This is a genomic window from Streptomyces achromogenes subsp. achromogenes, assembly GCF_000720835.1.
Classification (GTDB): domain Bacteria; phylum Actinomycetota; class Actinomycetes; order Streptomycetales; family Streptomycetaceae; genus Streptomyces; species Streptomyces achromogenes.
In genome coordinates this window covers 242,732-256,590 of the sequence record NZ_JODT01000005.1, presented here as the reverse complement: position 1 = coordinate 256,590, position 13,859 = coordinate 242,732, and the positions used below count along the sequence as shown (strand labels likewise).

16 protein-coding genes and 1 tRNA gene are annotated in these 13,859 nt (G+C 72.6%); 14 read left to right on the top strand and 3 right to left on the bottom strand.

The window, feature by feature from the left end; all coding sequences use genetic code 11:
• The first annotated feature begins 16 nt into the window (after nt 1–16).
• From IH25_RS0107530 to IH25_RS0107515, 4 genes are all read left to right on the top strand, one after another.
• Nucleotides 17–442: a hypothetical protein gene (locus tag IH25_RS0107530; RefSeq protein WP_030605040.1), complete on the top strand. Its 426-nt coding sequence runs from the start codon at nt 17–19 to the stop codon at nt 440–442.
• Nucleotides 443–594: 152 nt separating this feature from the next.
• The gene (locus IH25_RS0107525; protein ID WP_030605038.1) at nt 595–1,881 is read left to right on the top strand and encodes a glutamate-5-semialdehyde dehydrogenase; all 1,287 of its coding nucleotides are present in this window, start codon (nt 595–597) and stop codon (nt 1,879–1,881) included.
• Between the two features lie 121 nt (nt 1,882–2,002).
• Complete coding sequence (locus tag IH25_RS0107520; RefSeq protein ID WP_030605034.1) at nt 2,003–2,569, top strand: SCO2584 family spore wall biosynthesis protein; 567 nt, start codon at nt 2,003–2,005, stop codon at nt 2,567–2,569.
• 97 nt (nt 2,570–2,666) lie between these two features.
• Nucleotides 2,667–3,737 carry an SCO2583 family membrane protein gene (locus IH25_RS0107515; RefSeq protein ID WP_030605031.1) on the top strand — a complete coding sequence of 357 codons (1,071 nt, stop codon included), beginning with the start codon at nt 2,667–2,669 and terminating at the stop codon, nt 3,735–3,737.
• Nucleotides 3,738–3,811: 74 nt separating this feature from the next.
• Here the strand turns inward: IH25_RS0107515 and IH25_RS0107510 are convergent, their stop codons facing one another.
• A complete protein-coding gene (locus IH25_RS0107510) occupies nt 3,812–4,894 on the bottom strand; it encodes a M48 family metallopeptidase (RefSeq protein WP_030605028.1) in 1,083 nt (360 codons plus the stop codon).
• 103 nt (nt 4,895–4,997) lie between these two features.
• On the opposite strand from IH25_RS0107510, the gene IH25_RS40555 reads away from it, so the two are divergent.
• From IH25_RS40555 to IH25_RS0107475, 7 genes are all read left to right on the top strand, one after another.
• Nucleotides 4,998–5,162 (top strand): hypothetical protein, encoded by a 165-nt coding sequence (locus tag IH25_RS40555; protein ID WP_030605025.1) that lies wholly within the window; start codon nt 4,998–5,000, stop codon nt 5,160–5,162.
• 167 nt (nt 5,163–5,329) lie between these two features.
• Nucleotides 5,330–5,494, top strand: coding sequence for a hypothetical protein (locus IH25_RS41535; protein WP_030605024.1), 165 nt, complete (start codon nt 5,330–5,332; stop codon nt 5,492–5,494).
• A 56-nt stretch (nt 5,495–5,550) separates the two neighbouring features.
• A complete protein-coding gene (gene nadD / locus IH25_RS0107495) occupies nt 5,551–6,237 on the top strand; it encodes a nicotinate-nucleotide adenylyltransferase (RefSeq protein ID WP_030605022.1) in 687 nt (228 codons plus the stop codon).
• A 16-nt stretch (nt 6,238–6,253) separates the two neighbouring features.
• Nucleotides 6,254–8,077, top strand: coding sequence for a LytR C-terminal domain-containing protein (locus IH25_RS0107490; RefSeq protein ID WP_030605019.1), 1,824 nt, complete (start codon nt 6,254–6,256; stop codon nt 8,075–8,077).
• Nucleotides 8,078–8,202: 125 nt separating this feature from the next.
• On the top strand, nt 8,203–8,646 hold the full coding sequence (gene rsfS, locus IH25_RS0107485; RefSeq protein ID WP_030605017.1) for a ribosome silencing factor: 444 nt from the start codon (nt 8,203–8,205) through the stop codon (nt 8,644–8,646).
• Nucleotides 8,646–9,314, top strand: coding sequence for a histidine phosphatase family protein (locus tag IH25_RS0107480; protein ID WP_030605013.1), 669 nt, complete (start codon nt 8,646–8,648; stop codon nt 9,312–9,314). Before rsfS ends, IH25_RS0107480 begins: the two co-directional genes overlap by 1 nt.
• Before the next feature lie 93 nt (nt 9,315–9,407).
• Nucleotides 9,408–9,480, top strand: a tRNA-Ala gene (locus IH25_RS0107475).
• 77 nt (nt 9,481–9,557) lie between these two features.
• Here the strand turns inward: IH25_RS0107475 and IH25_RS0107470 are convergent.
• A complete protein-coding gene (locus IH25_RS0107470; RefSeq protein ID WP_030605010.1) occupies nt 9,558–10,442 on the bottom strand; it encodes a helix-turn-helix transcriptional regulator in 885 nt (294 codons plus the stop codon).
• A gap of 293 nt (nt 10,443–10,735) precedes the next feature.
• Here IH25_RS0107470 and IH25_RS0107465 point away from each other — a divergent pair, with 293 nt between their 5' ends.
• The 3 genes from IH25_RS0107465 (at nt 10,736) to IH25_RS0107455 (ending at nt 12,580) form a co-directional block, all read left to right on the top strand.
• The gene (locus IH25_RS0107465; RefSeq protein ID WP_030605007.1) at nt 10,736–12,100 is read left to right on the top strand and encodes an MFS transporter; all 1,365 of its coding nucleotides are present in this window, start codon (nt 10,736–10,738) and stop codon (nt 12,098–12,100) included.
• A gap of 69 nt (nt 12,101–12,169) precedes the next feature.
• Nucleotides 12,170–12,343: a hypothetical protein gene (locus IH25_RS40550; protein WP_107058340.1), complete on the top strand. Its 174-nt coding sequence runs from the start codon at nt 12,170–12,172 to the stop codon at nt 12,341–12,343.
• A gap of 3 nt (nt 12,344–12,346) precedes the next feature.
• Nucleotides 12,347–12,580: a hypothetical protein gene (locus IH25_RS0107455; protein WP_030605004.1), complete on the top strand. Its 234-nt coding sequence runs from the start codon at nt 12,347–12,349 to the stop codon at nt 12,578–12,580.
• On the opposite strand, the gene IH25_RS0107450 is transcribed toward IH25_RS0107455, so the two are convergent.
• Nucleotides 12,570–13,781, bottom strand: a complete 1,212-nt coding sequence (locus tag IH25_RS0107450; RefSeq protein WP_037654494.1) for a glycosyltransferase 87 family protein — start codon at nt 13,779–13,781, stop codon at nt 12,570–12,572. The genes IH25_RS0107455 and IH25_RS0107450 overlap by 11 nt on opposite strands.
• Nucleotides 13,782–13,859 lie beyond the last annotated feature (78 nt).

The following is a 13,859-nucleotide window of genomic DNA, read 5'->3' as shown; positions in this document are numbered from 1 at the left end:
CGTGAAGGAGGCCGTCGTGAGACGAGTGCGCCCGGGGGCGGCGTCCCGCGGTGCTCTGACGAGCGTCGCGGCCGGGGACACCTACGAGGAACCCAGGGACCTGCCCAGGCTGTGGCACGTCACCCTGAGCGTCTCCGGTGAGAAGGTCCCGCTGCAGGAGCTGCGGCGGGCCCTGGAACAGCTCGCCCACGACCACCCCTTCCTGCTGACCAGCAGATACGCCAGCGACCACGCGGAGATCCGGTATTGGGAAGAGGCCCGCGACCTGCACGACGCCGCCGCGGTGGCGCTGCGCCTGTGGGGCGAGCACCGGCAGACCGCCGGCCTGCCGGCCTGGGAGATCGTCGGCCTGGAGGTCATCGACCGCGAGACCTACCACCACCGCATCGCCGAGGGCTACGGCCCGCCGCCGGCCGCACCGGTGGGCGTCCACCCGTTCTGACCGTTCCGACCGTTCCGAGCGGGCAGCCGGCCGCCGGGGCCGCGGGCGGGACCGGGGCAGGCGCCCGGGGGAGGGGTGTTCGCCCCTTTTGGGGTGTCTCGGGGTGTGGGACGACCGCTGAACCGCGACGCCCCGCGCACTACCCTTCCCCCATGACCACGCTCTCGCCGTACGACTCGATGTCCCCGGTCACCCAGGCCGCCTACCGGTCCAAGGCCGCCGCCGCCGACCTCGCGCCGCTCCCGCGCGCCGTGAAGGACGACGCGCTGCTCGCCATCGCCGACGCCCTGGAGGTCCGGACCGCCGAGATCGTCGAGGCCAACGCCAAGGACGTGGCCAAGGCCCGGGAGAACGGCACCAGCGAGGCCATCGTCGACCGGCTCACCCTCACCCCCGAGCGGGTCCGCGCCATCGCCTCCGACGTCCGCGACGTGGCCAAGCTGCCCGACCCGGTCGGCGAGGTCGTCCGCGGCTCCACCCTCCCCAACGGCATCGACCTGCGCCAGGTCCGCGTACCGCTCGGCGTCGTCGGCATCATCTACGAGGCCCGCCCGAACGTGACCGTCGACGCCGCGGCCCTGTGCCTGAAGTCCGGCAACGCCGTCCTGCTGCGCGGCTCCGCCTCCGCCTACGAGTCCAACACCGCCCTCGTCCGGGTGATCCGGGACGCCGTCGGCGGCGCCGGGCTCCCCGCCGACGCCGTCCAGCTCGTGCCCGGCGAGAGCCGCGACTCCGTCCGCGAGCTGATGCGCGCCCGCGGCCTGGTCGACGTCCTCATCCCGCGCGGCGGCGCCTCCCTGATCCGGACCGTGGTCAACGAGTCCACGGTCCCCGTGATCGAGACCGGCACCGGCAACTGCCACGTCTACGTCGACGCCCAGGCCGACATCGACACGGCCATCGAGATCCTGATCAACTCCAAGGCCCAGCGGGTCAGCGTCTGCAACGCCGCCGAGACCCTCCTCGTCCACCAGGACATCGCCCCCGAGTTCCTGCCCCGCGCCCTGGACGCCCTCGCCGAGGCCGGGGTCACCGTCCACGCCGACGACCGGGTCATGGCCTACGCCAAGGACTCCCGGGCCACCGTGGTCGAGGCCACCCCCGAGGACTGGGAGACCGAGTACCTCTCCCACGACATCGCCGCCGCGGTGGTCGACTCGCTGGACAAGGCCGTCGAGCACATCCGGCTGTGGACTTCCGGCCACACCGAGGCCATCGTCACCACCTCCCAGCAGGCCGCCCGCCGCTTCACCCAGCTGGTCGACTCCACCACCGTCGCCGTGAACGCCTCCACCCGCTTCACCGACGGCGGCCAGTTCGGCTTCGGCGCCGAGATCGGCATCTCGACCCAGAAGCTGCACGCCCGCGGCCCGATGGGGCTGCCGGAGCTGACCAGCACCAAGTACATCGTCACCGGCGACGGGCACGTACGCCGCTGAGGTTCACCCGTCCGGCCGAGCGCTCCCGGGCCCCGGGGACCCCGGCCGAAAGGCATCTCACCAGGCAGACGAATTTCCATACCGTCTGCCCAAATTGACCCCCCAGGTCTACTCTGGACCCGTGCCGGAGGACGTGGGGGGCACGCCGTTCCCTGACGGCTGGGAGCCCGACGACGACCACGACCACGGGGTGTCGGACGAAGAGTTCGCCTCCGTGGTCTTCGACGAGGCCTTCGTGCAGGCGGCCACGGTCCACGAACCGTCCGCCGTCGAGCGCCTCCTGGCGGCCGCCCAGGCCAGAGCGGAGGCTTCCGAGGCGGAGGCCCGCCGCGCCCACGCCCGGGGCGAGCGCTACGACGACGGCTACGGCCCCGACGGCGCCCGATTCGGCCAAGATCACGACGATGACGGGCCGGACGACGCCTACGCCCTCGGCGACGGCCCCCACGGCCCGTACGGCAAGCAGGTCCGCTGGCACCGCCCCGTCGCCTGGGTCCTGGCCGTCGTGATGGGCATCGGCATGGTCGCCCTGGCCTTCGCCGCCGTCTACCGGGGAGGCTCCTCGGGCACCCGCGACCGGGTCCCCGCGCCCGCCTCGACCGGCGTCGGCAAGGACCCCGCCTCCGCTCCCGCCGCTTCCGACGACCATTCCCGGCCGGCCGTCTCGGCCATTCCGCGCTCCCCCTGAGCGCCCTGCGAGCGCCCGCCCGCGCCTGTTGAGAACCTGTCAGAAGTTGTCGTGGGCCGGGCGTTTACCCGGGGCCCGCCGAACCTACTCTCAAGGTATGGGCGGGCCTGGAGACCCACCGGAGGGGACACCCGAGGGCGGCCCCGGCGGTGCGGAGGACGAATACCGATCCGTCGTCTTCGACGAGTCGTTCGTCCGTGCTGCCCGCCTCCAGGAGTCCTCCGCCGCGGAGCGGATGGCCGACCACGCGCCCGCCGTACGCCGCCGCCCGCCCCTGCGCCGCGGACTCACCCGGCAGCTCCTGGTCCTCGCCCTGCTGATCGCCGTCGCCTTCGGCACCGCCGTCTACCTGGGCGTCCGCCACCCCTACGGCTCCACGCCGGTCCGCCGGTCCGTGGAGGCCCTGCGGATGACCGTCATCCCGCTCGTCCCGCAGGGCCGGGTGCCCGGCGCCGCCGGCCCCGAGCGGCTGTTCGCGCACAGCCCCGCCGCCCCCTTCGCCGTCGGCGCCGAGGGCATTCCGCTGCCGGCCTCGCGCCGCACCGCCCACTTCTCCGACAGCCAGGTGATGACCGCCCTCACCGCCGTCAAGGACTACATCGTCCGCTCCTCCCTCCACCCCGAGGTGCTGACCGGCCGCGAGGTGCGCCCGGTGCGGGCCCTGGTCGACTCCGAGCAGCTCGCCCAGTTCGACCGGAGCGTCGCCCACCCCGCCGCGGACGGGCGGCACGCCGTGACGGGCTGGATGGTCCGCATCGACCCCGCGCGAGCCCGGCTGGCCGACGACCGGATCCGCGTCTTCGGCACCCTGAAGGCCACCGAGGCCGGTGCGGCGACGCTGGAGGTCTCCGCCGACCACACCTTCGTCTACGCCCTGCGGCCCACCGGCGCCGCCCCGCCCGCCTCCGTGTCCCTCTTCACGGTCCGCCGCGAGCTGACGTTCCACCTCGACCGCGACGACCTGCGCACCCGCCAGGTCCAGCTGGTCGCCTCCCACGTCCAGGCGGGCCCCCTCGCCTGCGCCGAGGACGCCTCGGCCTACCTGCGCCCCCTCCTGGCCGGCCAGACGGCCGGAACGGGCGGCCCCGCGGGCACCAATCCCTACGACACGGACAGCCCGGCCCACCTCTGCGGAACGCTGGCCACGGGGGCGCAGCCGAGGGTGTGAGGACCAGCTGGACCCGCCCCGGCAGGGGCGCTGCCGGGCTCTGGAAGAGGCCGCCGGGGCGGAGGAAGACCCGGCTACGCGTCCGTGCCCGGCGCGTCCCCCGGGGCCGGCGGAGGGCTGCGGAAGCCGTCGAAGCCGCGCCGGACCCGGCCGCCCAGGTCGCCCGCGCCGCCCGCCAGGTCCGTGACCAGCTTCATCAGCGGGTCCTTGGAGCTCTTCACATCGCTCGCGTAGCCGGCCGCCGACTCGCGGAAGGAGTCGCTGACGGAGGTGTCCTTGTCCTCGTCGCGCCGTGGGTAGTGGCCGTCCATGATCCGCTGGTAGTCGCGCGACTCGGCCCACTTCTTCAGCTCGGCGGCCCGCACGGTGGTGAACGGGTGGGAACGGGGCAGCACGTTCAGGATCTTCAGCACGGAGTCGCGCAGGTCACCGCCGGACTCGTACTCCTCGGCCTGCTCCAGGAACGCGTCCACGTTCATCTCGTGCAGGTGGTGGCCGCCCGCGATCTTCATCAGGCCCCGCATCGAGGCCCGCACGTCCTGGCCCACCAGCAGGCCCGCCCGGTCGGCGGACAGCTCCGACTTGCGGAACCACTCCCGCAGCGCCGTCACGATCGCCGTGACCGCGAGATTGCCGAGCGGGATCCACGCGACCTTCACCGCGAGGCTGGTCAGGAACAGCAGGACCGTGCGGTACACCGAGTGCCCGGACAGCGCGTGGCCCACCTCGTGCCCGACGACCGCCCGCATCTCCTCCTCGTCGAGCAGCTCCACCAGCCCCGTGCTGACCACGATGATCGGCTCGTCCAGGCCGACGCACATCGCGCTCGGCCGCGGGTCCTGCGTGACGTACATCGGCGGGACCTTCTCCAGGTCCAGGATGTAGCAGGCGTCCAGCAGCATGTCGTGCAGGTGGGAGAACTGCCGCTCCGAGACCCGCACCGAGTCGGACAGGAACAGCAGCCTCAGGCTCCGCTCCGGCAGCAGCCCGCTGAGCGCCTTGAACACGGTGTCGAACCCGCTCAGCCTGCGCAGCGCGACCAGGGCCGAGCGGTCCGCCGGGTGCTCGTACGCACGCGAGGAGATCCCCGGGAAACGCCTGCGCTGCCTGCCGGGCAACCGCTCGTGCCCCGTCTGCTGCCGGCCGTCGTCGGACATGTCTTCCCCCATGTACGCGTCGGTGCCCACCGCGCCCCCGAGGCGGGGCCCGGCCTGGGCGGAGATACCGTGGACAGGCAGTACACCCGAAGGAGTCCCCGCCATGGAGCACCACCCCGCAGCCGCCCGGCTGACCGAGGCCGCCACGAGCGCCGTCCAGCAGCACGGGACGGGCAACCTGCTCCGTGTCGTGCTGATCGTGATGGTCCTCGGCTGTGCGCTGACCGCCTGGTTCCTGCTGAGCGGCTACAAACGCAAGGACGACTGAGGCGCGCCGGAAGTTCCCCGTCCGTCCCCGGCGAACGGTCTTCGCCAGGACCGGGCATCGGGGCCCCCGCGTCCCCAACGGCGGAGTCGGCGTGATCGCCGTACGGCCGCCCGCTTACGATGAGCCGACATCTTTATTCCGCCCACACGCGATAGGTCCTGCCGAAGATGAGCTTCCACAGCGCCGCAGCCCAGTTGGTCACCCTCGCCGCCGAGGGCGAGGAGCACGGCGGAAACCACAACAGCCTGAACCCGGCCATCACCGGTGGCAGCGCCCTGATCATCCTGCTCCTGCTGCTGTGGATCACCACGCGCTTCAACCGCGACCGCTGAGCGGGGACCCCGTCCCCGGCCGGACGTTCGAAGCCGGGCCGGTAGGGTCTGCACGCATGGGAGAGCAGGACATGCCTACCGGTCCGGCGCGTGAGACGGCCGACGCCCCGGTGAAGCGCCCGCAGCACGGACCGGGCCACGCCCCCGCCCACTCGGGCAAGCGGCGCCTGGGCGTCATGGGCGGGACATTCGACCCGATCCACCACGGGCACCTGGTGGCGGCCAGCGAGGTCGCCGCGCAGTTCCACCTGGACGAGGTGGTCTTCGTCCCCACCGGCGAGCCGTGGCAGAAGTCGCACCGCACGGTCTCCCCGGCCGAGGACCGCTACCTGATGACGGTCATCGCGACCGCCGAGAACCCGCAGTTCTCCGTCAGCCGTATCGACATCGACCGCGGCGGCCCCACCTACACCGTCGACACCCTGCGCGACCTGCGTGCCCTCAACCCGGACACCGACCTCTTCTTCATCACCGGCGCCGACGCCCTCGCCCAGCTGCTGACCTGGCACAACTCCGAGGAACTGTTCTCCTACGCGCACTTCATCGGCGTCACCCGCCCCGGCCACCACCTGACCGACCCGGGTCTGCCGGAAGGCGGTGTCTCGCTGGTCGAGGTGCCGGCCCTCGCCATCTCCTCCACGGACTGCCGCGCGCGAGTCGCCAAGGGCGACCCCATCTGGTACATGGTCCCGGACGGAGTCGTGCGCTACATCGACAAGCGCGAGCTGTACCGCGGCGAGTGAGCCGAGAGGGGCACCGGTGAACGACCGATACGACGCGGGTGACGCGGGCTACGGCGCCGTTCCGTACGAAGTCGTCGGCTACGACGAGTACGGCAGGCCCGTGTACCGGCAGGTACCGGCCGAGCAGGCTCCCCAGGCCCACCAGGTCCCCCAGGGCCGGCCGGCGGCCTACGACCCCTACGCCCAGCAGCAGGGCTACGGCTACGACTTCTACGCCACCGGCCAGCAGCCCCCGGCCTCCCCCTACGCCCCCGACCAGCAGCAGCAGACCGCCTACGAGTCCTACGACGCCTACGCCCCCTACGACGCCTACGGCTCCCAGGCCCCGTACGACCCGTACGCCACCGGCACCGGAACCCAGGACGCCGGCGGTTACGACCCCTACGGGCAGGCCGCGAGCAGCGGCAGGCAGCCCCAGGTCGCCGAGCAGACCGCCTACATCCCGCAGCAGACCGGCCCGGCGGAGGACGCCCCGGCCGCGCAGGACGGTCCAGTGGCGCAGGACGGTCCGGTCGCGCGGCACGGCACGGCCGCCGAGGGCACCGGGCCTGGATCGGCCGAACCGGACTACCGCACTGAACAGTTCGCCTTCGTCGAGGAGCCGGACGGTGACTCCGAGGACGTCATCGACTGGCTGAAGTTCACCGAGAACCGCACCGAGCGCCGCGAGGAGGCCCGCCGCCGCGCCCGCAGCCGGCTCATCGCCCTGCTCGTCGTCCTCGCCGTCTTCGCGGCCGGCGGGGTGGGCTACCTCTGGTACGCCGGAAAACTGCCCGGCCTGTCCTCCGGCGGCTCGGGCACCGCCGCCGCCCCGGTCGCCGCCCAGAAACGGGATGTGCTCGTCGTCCACCTGCACAACACCGTCAAGGGCGGCACCTCCACGGCGCTGCTGGTCGACAACACCACCACCAAGCAGGGCACCACGGTCCTGCTGCCCAACTCCCTGGCCCTGACCGACGACGACGGCTCGACCACGACCCTCGCCAAGTCCGTGGACGACGACGACACCTCCGGCACCCGCGACCAGCTCGACACCGCCCTCGGCACCAGCATCCAGGGCAGCTGGCGGCTCGACACCCCCTACCTGCAGAACCTCGTCGACCTCGTCGGCAACATCGAGATCGACACCGACACCGACGTGCCCGACCCGGACGCCAAGAAGAAGGGCGCCGCGCCGCTCGTCCACAAGGGCCGGGGCCAGACCCTCAGCGGCAAGATGGCCGTCGCCTACGCCACCTACCGGGCTTCCGGCGAGTCCGAGAACGCCCAGTTGCAGCGGTTCGGCCAGGTCATGCAGGGTGTGCTGCGCAAGATGTCCTCCGACCCGGCCTCCGCCACCGTCACCGTGCAGACGCTCGCGCAGATCCTCGATCCGCCGCTCACCGACAAGGACCTCGGCAGCTTCCTCGCCAGGCTCGCCGACCTGGCCAAGAGCGGCGACTACAAGACCGCCCTGCTGCCCGTGCGGGCCGACGGCACGCTCAGCGCCGAGACCAGCGACAGCGTGGTGAAGGACATTCTCGGCGGCACCGCGAAGAGCCCCGACGCCGGCTCCGCGGTCCGGGTCTCCGTTCAGAACGCCACCGGTGTGAAGGACGACACGGAGAAGGCCCGCGTCGTGCTCCTCAACGGCGGCTTCACCTTCCTGGAGGGCGGCAGCGCCTCCGGCACCGAGGCCACCTCGAAGGTGACCTACGCGGACAGCGCCGACCAGGCGAAGGCCGCCGAGGTCGCCAAGACCCTCGGTCTGCCCGCCGGCTCCGTGACCAAGGGCACCGTCTCCTCCGGCGCCGACGTCTCGGTGGTCCTCGGCCGCGACTACAAGCCGTCCTCGTCCTGACCCAGGGCCGCGCTCCCCGGCGGAGCGCGGCCCGCGAGCCCCACGTGCCGCCGTAATCCCGTGGGGGGTGCCGGGCGGTCCGTGAGACCCTTGATGACAAAAGACCGCCGACGGAAAGCCATGTAGTGACCGCCACAGACCGTTCCCTTGAGCTCATCAACACCGCCGCCCAGGCGGCGGCCGACAAGCTCGCCCACGACGTCATCGCCTACGACGTGAGCGACGTACTGTCGATCACGGACGCCTTCCTGCTCGCGTCCGCGCCGAACGACCGCCAGGTCAAGGCCATCGTCGACGAGATCGAGGAGCGCCTGCAGAAGGAACTCGGCGCCAAGCCGGTCCGCCGCGAGGGCGACCGCGAGGCCCGCTGGGTCCTGCTCGACTACGTCGACATCGTCGTGCACGTCCAGCACAGCGAGGAGCGGGTCTTCTACGCCCTGGAGCGGCTGTGGAAGGACTGTCCCGAGCTCGAGCTGCCCGCCGACGCCAAGGCCACCCGCGGCAAGGGCGAGGAGCACGCCAAGCTGCAGGCCGCCGAGGCCGACCAGGAGCCGGACGGGGAGTGGTGATGAGCGCCACGGGTGAGGTGACCGACCGCAAGGGCCGGGGCCGCCGCATCATCCTGTGGCGACACGGCCAGACCTCCTGGAACGTCGAGCGGCGCTTCCAGGGCACCACGGACGTCGAGCTGACCGAGACGGGCCTGGGCCAGGCCCGCCGCGCCGCCCGGTTGCTCGCCTCCCTGCGGCCCGACGCGATCGTCTCGTCGGACCTGCGGCGGGCCGCGCACACGGCCGCCGAGCTGGCCGCCCTCACCGGCCTCGACGTCACCCGCGAGGAGGGCCTGCGCGAGACCTACGCGGGCGTCTGGCAGGGGCTGACGCACGAGGAGATCATCGCCCGCCACGGCGAGGAGTACGCCGCCTGGAAGCGCGGGGAAGCGGTCCGCCGCGGCGGCGGCGAACTGGAGACCGAGGTCGCCGACCGGGCCGCCCCCGTCGTGCTGCGGCACGCCGAGAAGCTGCCCGAGGACGGCACCCTCGTCGTCGTCAGCCACGGTGGCACCATCCGCACCACCATCGGCCGGCTGCTCGGCCTGGAGGCCCGGCACTGGGAGAGCCTCGGCGGCCTCTCCAACTGCTGCTGGTCCGTGCTCGGCGAGGGCGCCCGTGGCTGGCGCCTGCTGGAGCACAACGCGGGCACCCTCCCGGAGCCCGTCCTCGGCGACGACGACTGACCGTCCCGGGACCCCCGGACCCCGGATTTCACTTTCCGGCAGGTCACAGGCTAAAGTTCTTCTTGTTCGCCCCGCCGAGCGGGAAGAACACCAGGGGCTATAGCTCAGTTGGTAGAGCGCCTGCATGGCATGCAGGAGGTCAGGAGTTCAATTCTCCTTAGCTCCACTGATCGACACTCTGTTGAGTTGTCAAAGATCGGTGATGAGAATCCCGTCCCCGCCTGGGGGCGGGATTTTCCGTGTTCAGCCGTGGACGACCTCCTTGTCCGCCGCCGGGAAGAGCAGCACCCTCCGCTCCCGCAGCAGCGCGATCTTCGCCCGCGCGTCCTCGTCCTCCGGGGTGTAGACGACGATCCGGCACTCGGGCATCCCGTCGACGGACAGCGACTGCGAGGTCATCCGCATCCGGCCGACCGCCGTGTGCCGGAAGGTCTTCACCCGGGGCCCCGGCACCACCACCTCACAGCTCGCCCACAGCTCCGCGAACCAGGGACTCGCCGCCGACAGCCCGCGTATGAAGTCCTCCCAGACGGGCTCGCCCACGTGTCTGCCGTAGGAGGAGCGCAGCGTCGCCACCATCAGCGGCAGCTCCACCTCCCGGTGCACCAGCGGGCAGATCCCCTCCGGCAGCGTGAACAGCGTCCACAGCACGTTCGGCAGGCCCGTGCCGGCGACACCGGCCGGCGGGACCAGGAACAGGTCGCGGTAGGCCGCGTTGGTGGCCAGGACGTCGTACCGCGCGTTGTAGACCACCGCCAGCAGCGGGTCCAGGGCGTCGATGATGGCCTGCACCTCCGCGCCGACCCGCCGGCTCAGCCCCTCGGGGCCCGGCTCGAAGGGCACCTCCGCCAGCCGGTACAGGTGCTCGCGCTCCGGCGGGTCCAGCCGCAGCGTGCGCGCCACCGCGTCCAGCACCTGCGGCGAGGCGTTGATCGGCCGGCCCTGCTCCAGCCACGTGTACCAGGTCACACCCACTCCCGAGAGCTGCGCGACCTCCTCCCGGCGCAGCCCGGGGGTGCGCCGCCGCAGCCCCGGCGGCATCCCCACATCGGCCGGTGTGACCCGCGCCCGCCTGCTGCGCAGAAAGGCGGCCAGCTCCGGCCGGCGCCGCTGTGTCCTCGTCCCCATCGTCCAGCCCCCGTCGTATCCGTCTCATCGTCCGTGCCCGGGCCCGCTCCTGCCAGGTGCTGGCAGTACCAGCATCAGCGGGCACTCGGCACCCGTACCGGCTCGTCGTCACGCTCGACGCCATGACGACGACATCCCGCACCGGACCGGGCGCCGAGCCCGTTCCGAACCGTGCGAACAGTGAACCACCCACCACTGACAGTGACCCCACGGTCGCCGACCGGGCGGGATCAACCGTCACGGACAGTGAAGCACCCGCCACTGACAATCGGCCCCGCCTGCTGCTCGGTGCGCTGCTCGCCGCCCTGTTCATGGCGGTGCTGGACGTGTTCATCGTGAACGTCGCGGCGCCGTCGATCGGTTCCGGCCTGCACGCCTCGGGCGCCGACCTGCAGCTGGTGATCGCCGGCTACACCATCACGTACTCCGTGCTGCTGATCACCGGCGCCCGGCTCGGTGACCGGCTCGGCCACGGCCGGGTGCACCTCGCCGGGCTGGCCCTGTTCACCGCCGCCTCGCTCGCCTGTGGACTGGCCGGGGGCGCCACCGAGCTGATCGTGTTCCGGCTGGTCCAGGGCGCGGGCTCGGCGCTGATGACCCCGCAGGTGCTCAGCCTCATCCAGCGCACCTTCACCGGCGAGGCGCGGGCCCGGGCGCTCGGCGCCTACTCGGCGGTCCTGGCCGTCGGCGCCGCTGCCGGGCAGGTGGTCGGCGGGGTGCTGGTCAGCGCCGACCTGTTCGGTACCGGCTGGCGGCCGGTGTTCCTGGTCAACGTGCCGGTGGGCGCCGCGCTGTTCCTGCTGGGCCGCAAGGTCCTGCCGCTGGGCGGTCCGGCCGGGCGGGAGCGGGCCCGGGCGCTCGACCTGCCGGGTCTGGTGCTGCTCGGGTCCGCCGTGTCGCTGCTGACCGTGCCGCTGGTGCTCGGGCAGGAAGAGGACTGGCCGCTGTGGTCGTGGCTGTCGCTGGCCGGGGCCGCGGCGCTGTTCGCCGCGTTCTGCGGCTACGAGTCCCGGCTGGCCCGGCGGGGCGGCGCCCCGCTCATCGCGCCCCGGGTGCTGCGGCACCCCGGCGTCGGGCGGGCCGTCTTCCGGATCCTCGCGGCCATGTCGGTCAACGCCGGTTTCCTCTTCGCGCTGACCCTGCACGTCCAGGGCGGCCTCGGCTACGGCGCCCTGCGGGCCGGGCTGGGCTTCGTGCCGACCGCGGTCTTCTTCGGTGCCGTCAGCCTCACCTGGCGGACATGGCCGGCCGCCTGGCAGCGCGCGCTCACGCCGGCCGGGTTCACGCTCACCGCGGTGTCCGTCGCCGTCGTGGGACTCGCCTTCCACGGCGGCGGGTCCGGCGGAGCGGTGCTGTACGCGGGGTACGCGGGCACGGGGGCCGGGCTGGCGCTCGCGTTCAGCCCGACGCTCACCGGGGCGCTCGCCACCGTACGGCCCGAGGACGCCGCGGACGCCAGCGGCCTGCTGGCCACGGTCGCGCAACTCGGTCAGCTGATCGGCGTGGCGGCTTTCGGCACCCTGTTCCTGAACCGGATCGAGTCGTTCGGGGCCCTCGGGCCGTACCCCTCCGCGGAGGCGTTCTCGGTGTGTGCCTGGGCGCTGGCCGGGACGGCGGCGGTGGGCGCCGTGTCCGGACTGGTACTGAGGCGTCGCTGACCGTATCGGTCCGGTCGTGGCAGAATCAAACGGCCGGAAGGGGGCGCGGCCCGACGGGAGGGAGTAGCGATGCCTGCGAGCATCCTCGAGGAGGTCGGCCACCTCCTCGGTGCGGCGTTGATACGGGATTCGATCACCCGGCTGAGCTGCCCTTCCTGCGGTTCCGCGCACGTGGCGCAGGTACTCGGCGACAATGGCGGAATCTCGTACGTGTGCACGGCCTGCGGCCATACCTGGAGCTGATCGATGGGGGCACACCGGCGGAAGTGCGACTGGTGCGGGAGTGGTACGCCCATCGTCCGCGACATGGAGCCGATCAATCCCGCGTACCAGTACTGGTGCGAGGAATGCGCGCGGGCGCTGATCATAAAAGGCGACCCCATCGAGACCTACCGGGAACTCGAAGGCGAGCCGATCTACGGCCGGCTCCTGGAGGAGCACTGCACGCTCAAGAGGTTCTACCAGTTCGTCACGGCTTGACGCGGACCTCGCCGCCGCCGGGCCCCGGCAACGACGCCCGGGCCAGCGCGAGGAAGAGCGCACCGGTGGCGCCGTAGCCGGCCGACAGCAGCAATGGCGCGCCGCTCAGGTGCAGTTCCGGCCGCCCGGGCCCGTGCGGCACCCACCACGGGATGTACGACCAGAAGACCAGCAGGGTGCCCAGGGCCGCCGCCCGGTGCCCGCGCGTCCACAGCAGCAGCACCAGCGGCACGCACCACACCCAGTGGTGGGTCCACGACACCGGGCTGACCAGCAGGGCGGTGACCGCGCAGGAGCACACCGCCCACGCCCGCCGCCCACCCAACTCCGCCCGCACCGCCACCGCCAGGCCGAGGGCGGCCAGTACGGCGGCACCGGCCGCCCAGAGGGCCGCCGGGTCCGGCGTGTGCAGGAGGCGGGCCAGAATGCCGCGCAGGGCCTGATTGCCGGTGTCCTCCGGCAGCCCGACCCGGCTCGCGCGGAACACCATGCGCGTCCAGAACCGCCAGGAGTCGTACGGCAGGACGGCCGCCGCCAGCAGGGTCGCCCCGGCGAACGCGACGGCCGCCCCGCGCGCGTGCCGCAGCCACGGCCCGCCCCGCCCGCCCCGCAGCCGGTCCGCCAGGCCCGTGACGAGCAGGAGCACGGCGAACAGCGCGGGCGTCAGTTTGACCGCCGCGGCCAGCCCGAGGCCCAGCCCGCTCCAGCGGTCGTGGCCGCCGGCGGGCCGGCGGGTCAGGTCCCACAGCACCAGCACGGCCAGCAGCAGGTTGATCTGGCCGTAGCGCACGGTCGTCCACACCGGTTCGCACCACACGGCCGCCCCCGCGACCCACCAGACGGTCCGCACGCGCGCGTGGCCGACGAGTTTCAGCGACAGCCGTACGAAGACCACCAGCAGCACGAGATTGCCGGCCGTCGCCAGCGTGCGCAGCAGCGCGGTGTCCGGCAGGGACAGCGGGGTGAACAGCAGGGCCGCGAACGGCGGATAGGTGGTGGGCAGGCGGGCGGTGGTCGCGCGCAGCGCGTACAGATCGCCGCCGGCGCGTACGGCGGCCCCCTCGGCCCGGTAGACCATCAGGTCGATCATCGACACGTGCGCGGCCCGCTGCGCGGCCCAGAACGCCGCGAAGGACATCAGGCACACGCCCAGGGCGACCGGGGCCCGGCGGGCTGCTGTGAACGGCGCGATCTCGGGCATGGAAACCGACATTAGCGGTCATACCGGAGTGAAGCTGAAACCGATTTGGTGCTGCGCCCGAGGGCCTGTAATGTTTAC